Origin of the sequence: Synechococcus sp. RSCCF101 (genome assembly GCF_008807075.1) — a bacterium.
GTDB lineage: Bacteria > Cyanobacteriota > Cyanobacteriia > PCC-6307 > Cyanobiaceae > RSCCF101.
This window is the reverse complement of the sequence record NZ_CP035632.1, coordinates 2299424-2315285: the sequence shown is the minus strand read 5'-3', so window position 1 is coordinate 2315285 and position 15862 is coordinate 2299424. Positions and strand designations below refer to the sequence as shown.

Below are 15862 nucleotides of genomic sequence, written 5' to 3'. Positions count from 1 at the left end.
GCCCGAGCCCGTGCCGCATCACAGCCTCCCCAGCGATCAGGTCCTGCGGGAGCTGGCCAGCGATGCCGAGCGCGGACTCAGCCGGGCTGAAGCGAGCACACGCCTGGAGCGCGATGGCCCCAACAGCCTGCGGCCACCGCGGCGGCGGCCCCTGTGGTGGCGCTTCCTGCGGCAGTTCCACGACCCGCTCCTCTACGCCCTGCTGATCACCGGGGCGATCAAGGCCTTCAGCGGATCCCTCACCGAGGCCCTGGTGATCTGGAGCGTGACCCTGATCAACGCCGTGATCGGCTTCGTGCAGGAGAGCCGGGCCGAGACGGCCATCGCCTCCCTGGCCCGGGTGGTGCGCAGCACCGTGGTGGTGCTGCGCGACGGCCGGCGTCAGCCCCTGGATGCAGCCGGTCTGGTGGTGGGGGATGTGGTGCTGCTGGAGCCCGGCGGCAGGGTGCCGGCGGATCTGCGGCTGCTGGAGCTGCACGAGTTCAGCTGCGACGAATCGAGCCTCACGGGCGAATCGCTCCCGGCGGCCAAGCAGTGCGCGCCCCTGCCGCCATCCACGCCGCTGGCCGACCGCACCAACATGGCCTACGCCGGCAGCTTCGTGAGCCGCGGCACGGCCCGGGCGGTGGTGGTGGCCGCGGGGCAGGACACCGAACTGGGGCGCATCTCCAGCGATCTGGAACAGCAGGTGAACCTGTCCACGCCGCTGACGCGGCGCTTCGCCCGCTTCAGCCGTCTGCTGCTGAAGGTGGTGGCGGTGGCGGCGCTGCTCACCTTCCTGATCGGCATCAGCCGCGGCCAGCCCTGGGGCGAGATGGGTGATGCGGCGGTGGCCCTGGCCGTGAGCGCCATCCCCGAGGAGCTGCCCGCGATCGTGACCATCACCCTGGCGATCGGGGTGCACCGCATGGCCCGGCGCAACGCGATCATCCGCCGGCTGCCCGCGGTGGAAGCCCTCGGCAGCGCCACCGTGATCTGCTCCGACAAGACCGGCACCCTCACCGAAAATCGGATGACGGTGGTGACGGTGCAGGCCGCCGGCCGTGCCGACGCCCCGGATCGAGAGGCCGAGCTCAGCAGCGCCCAGCGCCGGACCCTGGAGGCCGGAGTGCTCTGCAACGACGCCGCCCCGATGCAGGAGGGCGAGGGGCCGCTGGGCGACCCCACCGAGACCGCCCTGCTGGTGGCCGCCGACCGGGCCGGCCTCGAGCGCGACGGGCTGCTGGATCGCTGGCCCCGGCGCGACAGCCTGCCCTTCGAGGCCGCCCGCCAGTGCATGGCGACGGTGCATGCGCCCGATCGCCTGCTGATGAAGGGCTCGCTGGAGGCGATCCTGCCCCGCTGCAACCGCCAGCTTGCCGCCGATGGCGGCAGCGAGCCCCTCCACCCCCAGGCCCAGCAGCAGGCCCTCAGCCAGCTGGCGGAGCGTGGCCAGCGGGTGCTGGCCTTCGCGGAGGGTCGCCTGCCACCGGGGGCGACGCTCACAGCCGGGCAACTGCCGGACGATCTCTGTTTCCTGGGCCTGCAGGGCATGCTCGATCCGCCGCGGGCGGAGGTGCGCCGGGCCGTGGCGGCTTGCCACAGCGCCGGCATCGCCGTGAAGATGATCACCGGCGATCATCTGGCCACCGCCGGGGCGATCGCCCGCCAGGTGGGGCTGGGCCAGGGCGATGGGCTGCAGGCCATGGGCAGCCGTGAGCTGGAGGCACTGGCGGAGGCGGATCTGCCGGAGGCCGCACGCGCCACCACGGTGTTCGCCCGGGTGGCGCCGGGGCAGAAGCTCTCTCTGGTGCGCGCCCTGCAGGCGGCGGGGGAGATCGTGGCGATGACCGGCGACGGCGTGAACGATGCGCCGGCCCTGCGGCAGGCCGACATCGGCATCGCCATGGGCCGGGGCGGCACCGAGGTGGCCCGCGAAGCGGCCGACATGCTGCTGACCGACGACAACTTCGCCTCGATCGAAGCGGCGGTGGAGGAGGGCCGCGGCGTGGCGATGAACCTGCACAAGGCCCTGGCCTTCGTGCTGCCGATCAACGGCGGCGAGTCGATGACGATCGTGTTCAGCACCCTGCTGGGGCTGCCGCTGCCGATCACCGCGCTGCAGATCCTCTGGCTGAACATGGTCAACTCCCTCACCCTCTCGGTGCCGCTGGCCTTCGAGCCCAGGGCCGAGGGGCTGATGCAGCAGCCACCGCGCCGGCCCGATGCGCCGCTGCTCACCGGTGGCCTGCTGCGCCGGCTGGCCCTGGTGTCCGCCTTCAACTGGGCCGTGATCTTCGGTCTGTTCGCCTGGGGCCAGCACCAGCACGGCAGCCTGGAGGTGGGGCGCACCATGGCCGTGCAGGGCCTGGTGCTGAGCCGGCTGATCTACCTGCTCAGCCTGAGCGAGGCCGTGCGCGGTCTCTGGCGAGGGGGGCACCTGCACTGGCCGGCCCTGCGGCAGGCCCCCTGCTGCTGGCGGGCGTGGTGGTGGCTGTGGCGCTGCAGGTGCTCTTCAGCCAGCTGCCGGCGATGAACCACTGGTTCGCCACCACGCCCCTCAGCCCCGACGACTGGCTGATCTGCAGCCTGGCGATGCTGCCGATGCTGCCCATGGCCTGGCTCACCCACCGGCTTGATCGCCCGGCAGGCGCGGCATGATCAGGGGATGGCCGCGCCACGATCCCGCACCGTCGCCGCAGCCACGATGGCCCTGCAGGCCGCCGGCTGTCTGGTGGTGGGAGCCATCCTGGCCGGCGTGATCCTGACCCGGGCTCGTGAAGCGCGGCTCAACCAGGAGCACCAGTACGCCTTCGACAGCCAGCTGATGCTGGTTTCACCGCTGGCCTTCATGGCGGTTGGCCTGTGGCTGGGGGTGCGGAGTGGCCTGGTCCTGCTCCGCCCGCATCCTCCCGGAATCGGCGGCCAAACTCGGAATGATCCAGCGGATGGCGTGAGCTGGACAGGGCCATCACAACCTCGGCGCCGGCCAGCGAAGCGGCGCAATCAGACGATGCCGCCCCCATCGCCGATTCAGGCTCCTGACCCAGCCCCCACGTACCCCGACCGCTACTGCCGCGCCTGCGCCGAACTGGGCCTCGAGCCGGGTGTGAGCTGGGAGGTGATCCGCGCCACCTGGCGGCGCAAGCTGCCCCTCTGGCATCCGGACCGGGGCGGTGACCAGGAGCGCTGGCTGCGCAAACAGGCGGCCTACAACCTGCTGCAGGCCTGGGAGCAGTTCCGCCTCTGATGGTGCCGGGTGGCGGGCGCTGCTACCAGAACAGCAGTGCCCGGCTCTTCGCCATGCGCCCAGCCCTCGCTGCCGGCCCGCTCACACCCGTGAACCTGCTGGCCCTCGTGGGCTGCATGACCCTGGCCCTGATACAGCCGGCGATTGCCGTGCTGGTGCTGCTGATGGCCCTGAGTCACTGCGGACTGACAGCAGGCCGTCGCCAGGACGAGGACCCGGGCTCCACCCTGAGCGGCCAGGTGAGCCGGATCCTGCACCTGGAGCGCTGTCTGCAGCACCCCTGTCCCAGCCGCTGACGCGGTCGCGGACTCGGGCGCGGGTCAGTCCCAGTTGAGGGCGCCGCCGGTCTGGTACTCGGTGACGCGGGTCTCGAAGAAGTTCTTCTCCTTCTTCAGGTCGAGCACCTCGGACATCCACGGGAAGGGGTTGGCGGCACCGGGGTACTGCTCGGGCAGGCCGATCTGGGAGCAGCGGCGGTTGGCGATGAAGTGGAGGTACTCCTCGAACATCGGGGCGTTGAGGCCGAGCACACCACGGGGCATGGTCTCCACCGCGTAGCGGGCTTCCAGATCCACGGCCTCGCGGATCATGCCGACGAGCTCCTGCTGGAAGGCATCACTCCAGAGGTGGGGATTCTCGATCTTGATCTGATTGATCATGTCGATGCCGAAGTTCATGTGCATCGATTCATCACGCAGGATGTACTGGAACTGCTCCGCCGTGCCGGTCATCTTGTTGCGGCGGCCCATGCTGAGCACCTGCACGAAGCCCACATAGAAGAAGATGCCCTCGAAGACGATGTAGAAGGCCACCAGCTCGCGCAGCAATCGCTGATCGGCCTCGGGGCTGCCGGTGTGGAAGTAGGGGTCGGACAGCGACTGAGTGAAGGGCAGGGCCCACTCGGCCTTGCGCGCGATCACCGGGACCTCGCGGTACATGTTGAAGATCTCGCCCTCATCGAGGCCCAGGCTCTCCACCACGTACTGGTAGGCGTGGGTGTGCAGCGCCTCCTCGAAAGCCTGACGCAGCAGATACTGGCGGCACTCGGGATTGGTGATGTGCCGGTAGACGGCCAGCACGAGGTTGTTGGCCACCAGTGAGTCGGCGGTGGCGAAGAAGCCGAGGTTGCGCTTGATGATCATGCGCTCGTCCTCACTGAGGCCATCGCTCGATTTCCACAGAGCGATGTCGGCGTTCATGTTCACCTCCTGCGGCATCCAGTGATTGGCGCAGGCATCGAGATACTTCTGCCAGGCCCATTCGTACTTGAACGGCACCAGCTGATTGAGATCCGCGCGGCAGTTGATGATGCGCTTGTCATCCACCCGGATGCGGCCCTCACCCATGCGGATCGCCTCCAGGCCGGTGACACCGCCGGCTTCGCGCTGGGCGCGGCGGTACCCCTCGGGGTTCACCACCGGAGCGGCACCCGCCGTGGCCATCAGGGCGTCATTGGACACCACTCCATCCCCGGGGCGTACGGGTGGATCGAGTGTGATCGTTGCAGTCGCCGCACGGGGCGCCTCACGGGGCGACTCAGCGGGAGCTTCGGCGGGAGAGGGAGCGGTTGCGGTGGCGCCGGAGAGGGGATCGTCCCAGTTGAGCATCATCGGTCTGAACAGCGGAGGAGGAGCGGAGAGAAGGAAGGAAGAGGAGAGAGGAGCGAGCCGTGGAGGCGACGTGGAACCGGAGCGACGGGCGTCGCGATCGCGCGGTTACTGACAGGCCTCACAGGTGGGATCAAGCACCGAGCAGGCCGATGGGGCGGCAACGGGCTCATCAGCCACAGCGGCGCTGGAGGCTGCACTGGTGCCGTAGCTGCCGGTCACGGCCGAGAGGGTGTTGGCCCGGCTGCTGTCGGCCATGGTGGATTTCTCCACATGGGTGGCGCCCATTGAGCGGAGGTAATAGGTGGTCTTGAGACCCCGCACCCAGGCGAGCTTGTAGAGGTTGTCGAGCTTGCGGCCCGAGGGTTCGCGCATGTAGAGGTTCAGGCTCTGGGCCTGATCCAGCCACTTCTGACGGCGGCTGCCCGCCTCCACCAGCCAGCGGGCATCGATCTCGAAGGCGGTGGCATAGAGCTGCCGCAGTTCGGCGGGAATGCGATCGATCTGCTGCACACTGCCGTCGTAGTACTTGAGGTCGTTCACCATCACCTTGTCCCAGAGACCGAGGGCCTTGAGGTCCTCCACCAGGGCGGGATTCACCACCGTGAATTCACCCGAGAGGTTCGACTTCACAAACAGGTTCTGATAGGTCGGCTCGATCGACTGACACACCCCGACGATGTTGCTGATCGTGGCGGTGGGGGCGATGGCCAGGCAGTTGCTGTTGCGCATGCCCTGCCGCTGCACCTGCTCGCGCAGGCTGTCCCAGTCGAGCGTGGCGCTGTCGTCCATCTCCAGATAGCCGCCGCGACCTTCGGCCAGCAGGCGGATGCTGTCGATCGGCAGGATGCCCTGACTCCAGAGGCTGCCGGCGAAGCTCTGATAGGGGCCCCGCTCAACGGCCAGATCGGTGCTGGCGCTGATGGCGTGATACGAGATCACCTCCATGCTGCGGTCGGCGAAGGCCACCGCTTCCTCGCTGCCGTAGGAGAGGCGCAGACGGTAAAGGGCGTCCTGGAAGCCCATCAGACCGAGGCCCACGGGCCGGTGCCGCAGGTTGGAGCGACGGGCCTGAGCAACGTTGTAGAAGTTGTAGTCGATGACGTTGTCCAGCATGCGCATTGCGGTGCGCACTGTGCGCCGGAGCTTGGCCTCATCGAGGCCATCGTCGTTGACGTGAGCCGCCAGATTCACCGAGCCGAGGTTGCACACCGCGATCTCCTGATCGTTGGTGTGCAGGGTGATCTCGGTGCAGAGGTTGGAGCTGTGCACCCGACCAACATGCTGGTTGGTGTAGCGCAGGTTGCAGGGATCCTTGAATGTGATCCAGGGATGCCCCGTCTCGAACAGCATCGCCAGCATCTTGCGCCACAGATCCATGGCGGGAAGGCGCTTGTGCACCAGCAGCTCACCGCGTTCGGCGCGCTGCTCATAGGCCTCATAGGCCTCCTCGAAGGCCCGGCCGGTCAGATCGTGCAGATCGGCGGTCTCATCGGGGGAGAACAGGGTCCAGTGGCTGTCCTCGGCCACACGCTTCATGAACAGATCGGGCACCCAGTTGGCCGTGTTCATGTCGTGGGTGCGGCGCCGGTCATCGCCGGTGTTCTTGCGCAGCTCGAGGAATTCCTCGACATCGATGTGCCAGGTCTCGAGATAGCCGCACACCGCCCCCTTGCGCTTGCCGCCCTGGTTCACGGCCACGGCCGTGTCGTTCGCCACCTTGAGGAACGGCACCACGCCCTGGCTCTTGCCGTTGGTGCCCTTGATGTGGGCTCCCATGCCGCGCACCCGGGTCCAGTCGTTGCCGAGGCCGCCAGCGAACTTGCTCAGCAGGGCGTTGTCCTTGATGGCGCTGTAGATGCCATCGAGATCGTCGGGAACGGTGGTGAGGTAGCAGGAGCTGAGCTGGGGCCGCAGGGTGCCGGAGTTGAACAGCGTGGGCGTGCTGCTCATGAAATCGAAGCTGGAGAGCAGCTCGTAGAACTCGATCGCCCGCTCCTCCCGATCGATCTCGTTGATGGCCAGACCCATGGCCACCCGCATGAAGAAGGCCTGGGGGAGCTCGATCCGCTCGCCGGCGCTGGTGTGGATGAAGTAGCGGTCGTAGAGGGTCTGCAGACCGAGATAGGTGAACTGCAGATCGCGCTCCGGACGCAGGGCCGCGCCGAGACGCTGCAGGTCGAAGCGGGCCAGCTGGGGATCGAGCAGCTCCAGATCGGCGCCGGCGCGGATGTAGGCGCGGAACACCTCGCCGTAGCTCTCGGCCATGTCGGCCTGGGTGTCCACGGTCTGCGGCAGCCCCAGGCTGGCCAGCACCTCGCGCCGCAGGATGTCGAGCAGGAGCCGGGCGGCGGCGCGGCTGTAGTCGGGCTCCTGTTCGATCAGGGCCCGGGCCGACATGACCAGGGCCTGGGCCACATCGGCCTCGGTCACCCCATCGAAGAGGTTGCGCTGGGTGTCGAGCAGGATCGCGTCGGCGTCGACGCCGGGCAGATCCGCGGCCGCCTCGAGCACCAGGCGGCGCAGACGCTGCAGATCGAGCGGCTCGAGCCGGCCATCGCTGCGGAGCACCCGCAGACCGGTCGGTGCGGGAGCGTCCGCTGTGGCCAGAGCAGCCTTCTCGGCCCGCTGACGGGCGCGGGCCTCGCGGTAGAGCACGTAGTCGCGGGCGACCCGGTGCTCACCGGCCCGCATCAGGGCCAGTTCCACCTGGTCCTGGATGTCCTCGATGTGAACCGTGCCCCCCTGGGGTCGCCGCCGGCTGAGGGCATCCACCACCTGGCTGGTGAGCTCCGCCACCAGATCGTGGATGCGGTGGGAATCACCGGCGTGGTCGCCCTCCACCGCCAGGAAGGCCTTGCTCATGGCCAGGGTGATCTTGCCGGCATCGAAACCGGCCACCTGGCCATCGCGCCGGATCACCTGCAGCAGAACCTCTGCACCGCTGCCGGTGGCGGCAGACCCAGTCCCCTCGGGGGCGGCTGCGGCGTCAGGAACGCAGGAGGTAACGGTCACGATCGGCTCGACAACAGAGGACTGGTGCAGGCGGTCACAGCAATGCGGGAGGAGCCTCTGAGGGGAGAGGGATCCTCGCTCCGGCACCACCGGGAGGCTCAATATATGGCGAGCTTCTTCGCCGTCAACACCATATCTGGGGCGGGGCGGCTCCGTGCCCCCGGACACGCCGCAGCGGTAGCGATGGCGACCGGAACGGCCCGACAGGCAGCAGGCTTGGGGTCGATTCATGGGTGCGTGGATGGATGGGCTGATCCGGTTTCTGCTGGCGGATGCGTCCGTCTGGACCCTGGGGGTGGCCCTGCTCACGGCGCTGCTGCAGGCCGGACGGCCGTGGCAGAGCGGCCGCTGGGCGGAGGCCGCTCTGATCTGGATCGCCTTCTGGGTGCTGGGCGTGACGGGCGTCTACGGCTTCGTGCTGCATCTGGCCTTCGGGCCCTTCATCGCCGAACGGATCGGCTGGCCGAACAGCCCGTTCCAGTACGAGGTGGCCTACGCCAATCTCACCATCGGCCTGCTCGGTTTCAGCAGCTTCCTGCGCCGCAGCCGCGAGTTCCTGCTGGCCTCGATGCTGGCCTACGGCTCCTGGTTCTTCGCCGACGGGGTGGGGCATCTGGTGTCCCTGCTCACCGCCGGCGACACGGCCCCCTCCAACAGCGGCAGCGTGCTGATCACCGACCTGGGCACACCACTGCTGGTGCTGCTGTTGCTGCAGCTCAGCCGCCGGACGCGCCACCGGCTGCACTGAAGCGGGGCTCCGGCCCGTCGCGGCCGACCGCCTGGCGGATGAAGCCGGCGGCATCGGTGGCCTCAAGGTCAGCGACGGTGTGGATCTTCAGGTGCCGCCGACGCTGACCGCGTCCCTGCAGCCGGGAGGAGGGATCGGTGAAATCGGCCCCGTTGCTGAATTCGATCGACACATGGTGGCTGTAGGGGAAGGCGCCGCCGATGAGGGCACCATCGCTCAGAAACACCAGGCCGCGGTACATGATCCGCTGCTGCAGATCTGGATCGGCCTGCATGAACAGATCCCGCACCGCCTCGATGATGCGGGCCTTGCCTGGATCCAGCACCTGAAGATCGGCGAGAAACAGGGCAACACGCTGGGCGTCGGACTCACTCATGGCCTGATCATCCCGCCGGAGTGCCGCAGGGACGTGCTCTGCTGACAGCGCTGATCTGGATCTCTACGCTTCGACCATTGGGTTGGGCCAGCGGCTCGGGAGCGAGCGACCGTGACCATCATCGAGGCCCTGATCGACGCCCTGCTGCAGCGGCGCGTCAGCCACGTCTACGGGGTGCCCGGCGATTACGCACTCGCCCTCTGCGATCAGCTGGAGCGCTCACCCATCGCCCTGATCAACAGCGCCGGTGAGGAGGGGGCGGGGTTCGCGGCCGATGTGCACGCCCGCCTGACGGGGTTCGGCGTGGTGGTGGTCACCTATGGCGTCGGCGCTCTGAAACTGCTCAATCCCGTGGCCGGAGCCTTCGTGGAGCGCTCCCCCGTGCTGGTGATCAGTGGGGCCCCGGGTGTGAGGGAGAGCGATGCCCATGCTCTGCTGCATCACCGCATCCGGGCGGTGGAGACCCAGCAGCGCCTCTTCTCCGAGATCACAGCCGCCACGGCCTGCCTCGACTCGGGCCGCACGGCGGCGGCCGAGCTCCAGCGGGTGCTGGCGGCCATGGAGCGGGAATCGCGACCGGGCTACCTCGAGATCCCACGCGACTGCCTCGATCGCGAGATCCCCTGGCAGCTCGAGGGCTTCACGGCAGCAGCACCCCGGCCGCTGATCCCGGCGGCTCTGCAGCAACGGGGCGAGGCGGTGCTGCGCTGGCTGCGGCAGCGCCGGCGCGTGGTGGTGCTGGCGGGTGTGGAGGTGGCCCGCCTGGGGCTGGAGCAGAGGCTGCTGGAGCTGATCGAACGGGAGGGATGGCTGGTGGCCACGAGCCTCTCGGGCAAGTCCCTGCTGCCGGAGGGGCATCCCCTCCATCTGGGGGTCTACGAGGGTGCGATGAGCGCCCGTGCCACCCGGGAGGTGGTGGAGGGCAGCGACGCTGTGCTGCTGCTGGGCCTGCCGCTCAGCGACCTCGACACCGGCATCTTCACGATGGACCTCTCCGGTCCGGATCGCGTGCAGGTGGACCTGGCCCGGGGACTGATCTGGCCGGGCGGGCAGGAGGACGGGCTGGATCCGGCGATGGCGCTGCGCATCTGGCTCCAGGCCGCTGGGGATGCCCCCTCAGACGCGGAGGCCCCAGCGCGCAAGGATCCGGACACGACCTCGGGCCGAGCCGCAGCGGCGCCACCCTTCCAGCCCGACGCCGACGCCCCGATCCGGGTCCGGCGCCTGATGGCGGCGCTGGATGCCACCCTCAGCCCGCGCGACATCGTGCTCGCGGATCCCGGCGATGCCCTCTTCGCCTCGGCGGAACTGCATCTGCAGGAGGCCAACAGCTACCTCAGCAGCGGCTTCTGGGCGTCGCTGGGCTTTGCCCTGCCCGGAGCGGTGGGCGCCTGGGGCGCCCGACCCGACCGGCGCCCCCTGGTGCTGCTGGGGGATGGAGCCCTGCTGATGAGCGGCCTGGAGCTGGCCACCCTGGCGCGCTACGGGATCCCGGCACTGGTGGTGGTGCTGGACAACGGCGGCTACGGCACCGAGCGTCCGATGCTCGATGGCGCCTTCAACGACGTGCAGCGGGTGGATCACGTGGCCCTGGCCCTCTCCCTCGGCCTGCTGGAGGCGCGGCGGGTGAGCCGCGAGGATGAACTGATCGACGCGCTGCAGCACTGGCAGGCGGAGCGCAGCGGGCCGGTGCTGCTCAGCGTGGAGCTACCGGCGGACGATGCCTCCGAGGCCCTGCAACGCCTCACGGCGGCCCTGGCGCAACGGGTCAGCTCACGCCGCGAAGCACCTCCACACACTGATCCGAGCAGCTGCGATCGCGAAGATCGCAGCTCTCCAGACAGATGAAATAGGACTCGACGGCATCCCAGCGATGCTCCCTCTCCTCGCAGCAGAGCGGATCGGAACCGGAACGAAGCAGACAGCGTTCGAGCAGCTCGGGGGATGAAGGGCGGATCATGGGCTGGACCTCCAGCGAAACGGACGGAAGAGAGGACTCCCGACACGACCACTCAGGGACAGAAGGGCCGGAGAACAGGAGTGGAACGGGCGGATATCGCTGGGCTCCTGATCGGGCGCGAGGCTGGTTCGTTCCTGCGGCAGCCGCAGAACCGAAATCCGGAAGGCAGCGCGCTCGATCTCATGGCAGGTCTCACCCTAGAAATGAGCGTCAGCGGTTGCCTGATTGGTGTGTCGTTCCATTGCGGCCGGCCAGAGGCACCCATGCCACAGTGGCGGCGCTTGCCGGCACCGATGGGTCTGCTCCACTGTCCGATCTGTCTCGGCCTCGCCGTTCTGAGTGTTGTGCGGGCCGCATGTCACGCCTGCATGGTCTGGCAGCTGGCGGAGAGCACCCGGATCACGCCGCGGCTGCAGCCGTGCTGAACGGGTGGGCTGGATTCCGGCGCTGTTTGCGCGCAAGGCCCTGAGCCTGTGCACCACGCTTGATCCTCAGTCGGTTCCTCTGCCGTCTGAACCGGCGCAGGGCGGGTCGATGATTCCGGACGGAGTCTTCTTTGATCTGCTGGAGCGGGTGGCGGAGCGGGAGCCGGCCGGTCGATCCATTCCGATGCAGGTCGGCGCGTCGATGCGATGCGACGACTACGGAGCCTTCGGCCTCGCCTTCAAATCGGCGCTCGATCTGGCGGGCTCCTACCGGCGGGTCGAGCGCTACGGGCGTGTGGTGACGAGCATCGCCAACTTCCGTCTGCTGGAGGACAGGGAGCCGGCCCTGTTCGAGGTGATGCCAGGGTCTCCGGATCGCCCAGGCCTGCGGCTCACGAACGAGCTGGCACTGGCGGCCGCCGTGGCCCTGAGCCGGGAGGTGGCCGATGAGGCCTTCGCTCCCCTGGCGGTGCATCTGTCGCAGGAGGCACCCGAGGATTCGGAACCCTTCCATGCCCACTTCGCCTGCCCGATTCAGTACGACGCGGGGCGGGATGCCCTGGTGGTGAGCAGCCGCCAGCTGGAGCGTGCGAACCGCCTGGGCGATGCGGCGATCTGCCGCTTCTTCGATGGCCATCTCGATGGGGCGCTGCAGGCGCTCCCGGATGCCAGCGAACTGATCCAGCGCCTGAGGGAGGCGATCTCCAGAGCGCTGAGCGGAGGACCGCCCCGGCTCACGGAGATCGCCCGAGGCCTCACCATGAGCCCGCGCACCCTGCAACGCCGGCTGGCCGAAGCGGACGTGCTCTTCCAGGCTCTGGTGAGCGAGGTGCAGCAGGGGCTGGCGCGCGAACTGCTGGCGGCGTCGGAGTGCTCTCTGGCCGAGGTGGCGTTCCTCACCGGCTTCGGCGATCAGAGCAGCTTCGGCCGTGCCTTCCGGCGCTGGACGGGGCAGACCCCGAGGGCCTACCGGCTCAGCCACTCAGCTGCTGCATCAGGGCCGCCATGTCGATCAGCTCCCACTCCTCCGCGATCCGCCCGTCCCTGACGCGGCTGTGGACGATCCCGTCCACCGAGACGGAACGCCCGCTGGCCGGCATGCCGTGCAGCGGACCGGCATGGGTGCCGCTGAGGGTGAAGGTGGTGGCCACCATGAAGCCGTTGTCGAAGGATCCGGTGATGGCCACATGGAGATCAGGGAAGGCCTGCCGGTAGCCGGCGAAGAGAGCCTGCAGAGCGGCCGGGCCGCGCAGCTCCTCGCCAGGAGCCCGGTAGACGTAGTCGTGGTGCAGGAGCTCGGTGAGCACCGCCTCGTTGCCCCCGTTGATGCCCTGCTCGATCAAGCGGCGCACGACCGATTGGGGAGCTGTGTCCCATCGCCCCGACGCCGCCTCCGCGCAGGCGAAGGCGGCCACGTCGCGGGGTGCCCGGCCGAGAACGCGCTGCACGCCGTCGCCGAGATGGGCATTGCGCCCATCCAGCAGCGCCCCGAAGAGGTAGTCGATCAGACCCAGCTCCTCTTCGGAGGCCCCGCCGGCAGCCGCCGCGGCCAGCAGATCGGCCTGGCTGAGCGCCTCAATGCCGATGGGCCGGCCCAGGGCCTCGGTGAGAACGCCGGCCAGTTGCCGGAAGCTGATCAGCCGAGGCCCGGTGACCTCCAGGATCTCCCCGTCATGGCCGGGCCCCGAGAGCACAGCCACCGCCACATCGGCCAGATCATCGAGATCCACGAAGGGCTCGGGCACGTCGGCATGGGACACGGCCAGCGCGCCATCGCGCACCATCGGCGCGAAGTCCCCCTCCGAAAGGTTCTGCTGGAACCAGGCGGACCGCAGCACCGTCCAGGCCAGGCTGCTCTCACGCAGGGCCGCCTCCCACTCCAGGCACGCCGCCTCACCGCGGCCGGACACCAGAACAAGCCGCTCCACACCGTGAGCCTCTGCGACCTGCACCAGCGCTCGGAAGCGGGCCGGTGTGCCTGCGATCGGCAGGCTGGAGGGAAGGATCACCACCATCTGGGCCACATCACTCAGCACGTCAGACCAGGTGGAGGGGTCCTCCCAGTGGAACGCCGGTGAGGCGGTGCGTGATCCCGAGCGAACAGCGCAACCCCGCTCATGCAGGCGAGCCGCGATGCGCCGGCCGGTCTTTCCGGACGATCCGAGAACCAGTGTGGTGCGGGTCGACGGAGAGGGCGGGGCCAGAAGGGTGGCCTGTTCGAGGCACGTCATGGGGGGTGGCGCTCGGAGCGAATCGGAACACCGCCAGAGTCGTGACGTTCAGCGCAGACTTCTCGTCCCTGGACGCCAGGGTGTGTGCAGCGGGCGCCAGGGTTGTGGTGGAGGCTGATGCGGATGCGGCAGCCTGATCAGTCCTGACTCAGCTCTTCTCCTGCGGCGAAGGGAGGCAGCTGTCGGCTTGAGACGACGCGGCAGGCCGACCGTGCTCCAGACGCTCTGCGAGCCAGACCTTGATGATCGACTGGCGGGTCACACCGAGCCGGGTGGCCTCATGGTCGAGTCGCTCCACCATCCAGAGGGGGAAATCCACGTTCACGCGCTTCTGTTGCAAGCGGGATCGACGGGCACCGTCGAGATCGAGCGCCTCGACCACGGACTCACCGTCATCAACGCGCCGATCAAATTCAGAGCTGTTCATAAAGCTGGACCTCTTCCGGGCGGGAGCGGCGGACGGAAATGAGACGGATGGCCTGGCCGCGATACGTGATCACAGCCGACCAGTGCCTGCGGTGGATCTGGCCAATCACGAGGAACCGTGGCTCATCGGTGGTACGGGCTGGAATCTCGAGCACGGCGGGATCACTCCAGAGGGCTTGCGCATCGAGGAAATCGATGCCGTGCTTGACCTGGTTGGCCGCACTCTTGAGCGGGTCGCACTCAAAGTTCATTCGGTACGGATTTTATACCTTTTCAGCACTTCGACGATCCATCTCTTCTGGATGGCCTGGCCCCGGAACGGGACGGTGGAGGCGGCGGCAGTGCCGTCTCAGAGGGCGATCGTGTAGCGGTTGAACACCGTGCCCTGGAGCACCGTTTCCGAGGACGGCTGGCCGAACAGTCGAGCAATGGCGCGCCGCTGGGGCCGGCTGCTGGGCAGCAGAGCCACCAGGGAGGTGTGACCCTGCTGCCGGCCCCACGTCTTCAGTGTTGCGAGTACGTCTCGTCCGCGAGACCACTGAGAGGGTGCCAGCACAATGGCCAGCTCGAAGGAGTCGTCCTGCTTCTGGATGCCGCACCAACCCACCAGATCGGCGCCATTCCGGATGGCACGGATGAGGCAGCCTGGCCGACGGTCCTCGGCCTGTTTGACCTGGAGCCAGTCATCTGCCGACGAGGCTGTGAAGGGGGCATGAAGCATGAGGTACCTGCGCACACGTGCATCGTTCAGCAGCGCAAGCAGTTCAGGAATGGTGCAGGAATCGATGGGGTGGCAGGTGAGCATTGGCAGTTCGGGGCTCAGGAAACAGGAGGAGCCACTGGCATGCAGTCAGAGATCTGGCCAGTACTTCGCCTCAGGCCAGATCGCATTGATGTCGTCCGCTTGCTGTTGCGCGCTGAACCGTTCCCACACGATGCCATTCACATCCCTGTCCTCAGCAAACGCCTGGGCTTCACTGTCTTCCCAGCCCAGATGCCGCAACTGACCGGGCTGGCAACGGGTGTCCTGACGAATGGAAACGTTGAGCGATTCGGTTCGCCACAAGGCATACTCGTTGGGGATCACAACGCATGGCGCAGCCCCGAGCCGAGCCGTGTAATCGGCGACGGATTCCTCAAGTCTGGCCGTGGACAGCGCAATGTGCAGCTTGTTCATGCTGGCACCTCCGAAGCTCAAGCAACGCTAAATCCCAGGGTGGGCGCGTGCGCGAGCCGGCGGCGCCAGCCTCAGCGAATTGGCGGCTCAACGATCAGTCGAGAAGGGCGGCGATTCCATCCAACGGCCCTTCCCCTTCTGCCTTGCCAAATCGATTGAGATAACCAATCAACAGTTTGACCCACCAAGGCAAGGTGGATTGATCGAAATCCACCGTGTGCACCAGCTCAACACCCCTGTTGCCCGATCGCAGCTCAAAGATCTCGTCCACAGCTCCAATCTGAGCCGATTCTTCATAATGGTATCTGAAATGGATCAACTGATCTTTCTCGTAGTGCACGAGCTCCGCAAGTGCCTTGCTTCGCTTCCGGTTCATCTCGTCGGTCACCGCAAACGTCTGGCCGACCTCCAATCTCCTTGGCTTTCGGCTTCAAACGCATTTTGGATTCCATGCCGGCATCGTCCCGGGATCATGGATGATCTGCCAGATGTCGTGAGCCGATGCTGCAAATCGGCGCTTCTCAACGATTGTCACGTCTCCGGGCCAAGAACCTGCGCGGTCGCCATGGCATGACCGGGGCTGCTGCGATCAGGGAGGGCAACACATGCACAAGCCCAACCAGGAACGGAACCGGCCGGCCACCAGTGCAACGCGTTGTCCAGGACCA

Annotated in this window: 16 protein-coding genes; 7 read left to right on the top strand and 9 right to left on the bottom strand. The window is 67.7% G+C overall.

Going from position 1 to position 15862, the window contains the following annotated elements; translation table 11 throughout:
* Positions 1-10 precede the first annotated feature (10 nt).
* The 4 genes from EVJ50_RS11305 to EVJ50_RS11290 are packed head-to-tail and all read left to right on the top strand — an operon-like array spanning position 11 to position 3525.
* Positions 11-2515, top strand: coding sequence for an HAD-IC family P-type ATPase (locus EVJ50_RS11305; RefSeq protein ID WP_150884052.1), 2505 nt, complete (start codon positions 11-13; stop codon positions 2513-2515).
* Positions 2464-2640: a cation transporting ATPase C-terminal domain-containing protein gene (locus EVJ50_RS15405; RefSeq protein ID WP_370455494.1), complete on the top strand. Its 177-nt coding sequence runs from the start codon at positions 2464-2466 to the stop codon at positions 2638-2640. The genes EVJ50_RS11305 and EVJ50_RS15405 overlap by 52 nt, the downstream gene beginning before the upstream one ends.
* A gap of 7 nt (positions 2641-2647) precedes the next feature.
* Positions 2648-3229, top strand: a complete 582-nt coding sequence (locus EVJ50_RS11295) for a J domain-containing protein (protein ID WP_150884050.1) — start codon at positions 2648-2650, stop codon at positions 3227-3229.
* Positions 3229-3525: a hypothetical protein gene (locus tag EVJ50_RS11290; protein ID WP_150884049.1), complete on the top strand. Its 297-nt coding sequence runs from the start codon at positions 3229-3231 to the stop codon at positions 3523-3525. Before EVJ50_RS11295 ends, EVJ50_RS11290 begins: the two co-directional genes overlap by 1 nt.
* 24 nt (positions 3526-3549) lie before the next feature.
* On the opposite strand, the gene EVJ50_RS11285 is transcribed toward EVJ50_RS11290, so the two are convergent.
* Together EVJ50_RS11285 and EVJ50_RS11280 are read right to left on the bottom strand one after the other, a co-directional pair.
* Positions 3550-4575 (bottom strand): ribonucleotide-diphosphate reductase subunit beta, encoded by a 1026-nt coding sequence (locus EVJ50_RS11285; protein WP_370455642.1) that lies wholly within the window; start codon positions 4573-4575, stop codon positions 3550-3552.
* Between the two features lie 369 nt (positions 4576-4944).
* Entirely contained in the window at positions 4945-7851 is a 2907-nt protein-coding gene (locus tag EVJ50_RS11280; protein WP_225322914.1) for a ribonucleoside-diphosphate reductase subunit alpha, read from the bottom strand.
* Between the two features lie 241 nt (positions 7852-8092).
* On the opposite strand from EVJ50_RS11280, the gene EVJ50_RS14695 reads away from it, so the two are divergent.
* Positions 8093-8599: a DUF6790 family protein gene (locus EVJ50_RS14695; RefSeq protein ID WP_191964755.1), complete on the top strand. Its 507-nt coding sequence runs from the start codon at positions 8093-8095 to the stop codon at positions 8597-8599.
* On the opposite strand, the gene EVJ50_RS11270 is transcribed toward EVJ50_RS14695, so the two are convergent.
* Entirely contained in the window at positions 8568-8975 is a 408-nt protein-coding gene (locus EVJ50_RS11270; protein ID WP_150884048.1) for a DUF1801 domain-containing protein, read from the bottom strand. The genes EVJ50_RS14695 and EVJ50_RS11270 overlap by 32 nt on opposite strands.
* 111 nt (positions 8976-9086) lie before the next feature.
* Here EVJ50_RS11270 and EVJ50_RS11265 point away from each other — a divergent pair, with 111 nt between their 5' ends.
* Positions 9087-10823 carry a thiamine pyrophosphate-binding protein gene (locus tag EVJ50_RS11265; protein ID WP_150884047.1) on the top strand — a complete coding sequence of 579 codons (1737 nt, stop codon included), beginning with the start codon at positions 9087-9089 and terminating at the stop codon, positions 10821-10823.
* Between the two features lie 646 nt (positions 10824-11469).
* Positions 11470-12408 (top strand): AraC family transcriptional regulator, encoded by a 939-nt coding sequence (locus EVJ50_RS11250; RefSeq protein ID WP_150884044.1) that lies wholly within the window; start codon positions 11470-11472, stop codon positions 12406-12408.
* On the opposite strand, the gene EVJ50_RS11245 is transcribed toward EVJ50_RS11250, so the two are convergent.
* The 6 genes from EVJ50_RS11245 to EVJ50_RS11220 form a co-directional block, all read right to left on the bottom strand.
* Positions 12335-13591: an ester cyclase gene (locus EVJ50_RS11245; RefSeq protein ID WP_150884043.1), complete on the bottom strand. Its 1257-nt coding sequence runs from the start codon at positions 13589-13591 to the stop codon at positions 12335-12337. The genes EVJ50_RS11250 and EVJ50_RS11245 overlap by 74 nt on opposite strands.
* Before the next feature lie 148 nt (positions 13592-13739).
* Positions 13740-13973: a type II toxin-antitoxin system BrnA family antitoxin gene (brnA, locus tag EVJ50_RS11240; RefSeq protein ID WP_225322913.1), complete on the bottom strand. Its 234-nt coding sequence runs from the start codon at positions 13971-13973 to the stop codon at positions 13740-13742.
* Positions 13974-14004: 31 nt separating this feature from the next.
* A complete protein-coding gene (locus EVJ50_RS11235; protein WP_150884041.1) occupies positions 14005-14268 on the bottom strand; it encodes a BrnT family toxin in 264 nt (87 codons plus the stop codon).
* A 98-nt stretch (positions 14269-14366) separates the two neighbouring features.
* Positions 14367-14822: a GNAT family N-acetyltransferase gene (locus EVJ50_RS11230; protein WP_150884040.1), complete on the bottom strand. Its 456-nt coding sequence runs from the start codon at positions 14820-14822 to the stop codon at positions 14367-14369.
* A 45-nt stretch (positions 14823-14867) separates the two neighbouring features.
* Positions 14868-15194, bottom strand: a complete 327-nt coding sequence (locus tag EVJ50_RS11225; protein ID WP_150884039.1) for a hypothetical protein — start codon at positions 15192-15194, stop codon at positions 14868-14870.
* A 94-nt stretch (positions 15195-15288) separates the two neighbouring features.
* Positions 15289-15606 (bottom strand): hypothetical protein, encoded by a 318-nt coding sequence (locus EVJ50_RS11220; protein WP_150884038.1) that lies wholly within the window; start codon positions 15604-15606, stop codon positions 15289-15291.
* Between the last annotated feature and the right edge of the window lie 256 nt (positions 15607-15862).

Coding starts and splice junctions, on each gene's coding strand:
- EVJ50_RS11250 (WP_150884044.1), top strand. CDS start 11,470: ATGATTCCGGACGGAGTCTTCTTTGATCTGCTGGAGCGGGTGGCGGAG.
- EVJ50_RS11225 (WP_150884039.1), bottom strand. CDS start 15,194: ATGAACAAGCTGCACATTGCGCTGTCCACGGCCAGACTTGAGGAATCC.
- EVJ50_RS14695 (WP_191964755.1), top strand. CDS start 8,093: ATGGATGGGCTGATCCGGTTTCTGCTGGCGGATGCGTCCGTCTGGACC.
- EVJ50_RS11245 (WP_150884043.1), bottom strand. CDS start 13,591: ATGACGTGCCTCGAACAGGCCACCCTTCTGGCCCCGCCCTCTCCGTCG.
- EVJ50_RS11285 (WP_370455642.1), bottom strand. CDS start 4,575: ATGGGTGAGGGCCGCATCCGGGTGGATGACAAGCGCATCATCAACTGC.
- EVJ50_RS11235 (WP_150884041.1), bottom strand. CDS start 14,268: ATGAACTTTGAGTGCGACCCGCTCAAGAGTGCGGCCAACCAGGTCAAG.
- EVJ50_RS11230 (WP_150884040.1), bottom strand. CDS start 14,822: ATGCTCACCTGCCACCCCATCGATTCCTGCACCATTCCTGAACTGCTT.
- EVJ50_RS11290 (WP_150884049.1), top strand. CDS start 3,229: ATGGTGCCGGGTGGCGGGCGCTGCTACCAGAACAGCAGTGCCCGGCTC.
- EVJ50_RS11295 (WP_150884050.1), top strand. CDS start 2,648: ATGGCCGCGCCACGATCCCGCACCGTCGCCGCAGCCACGATGGCCCTG.
- EVJ50_RS11270 (WP_150884048.1), bottom strand. CDS start 8,975: ATGAGTGAGTCCGACGCCCAGCGTGTTGCCCTGTTTCTCGCCGATCTT.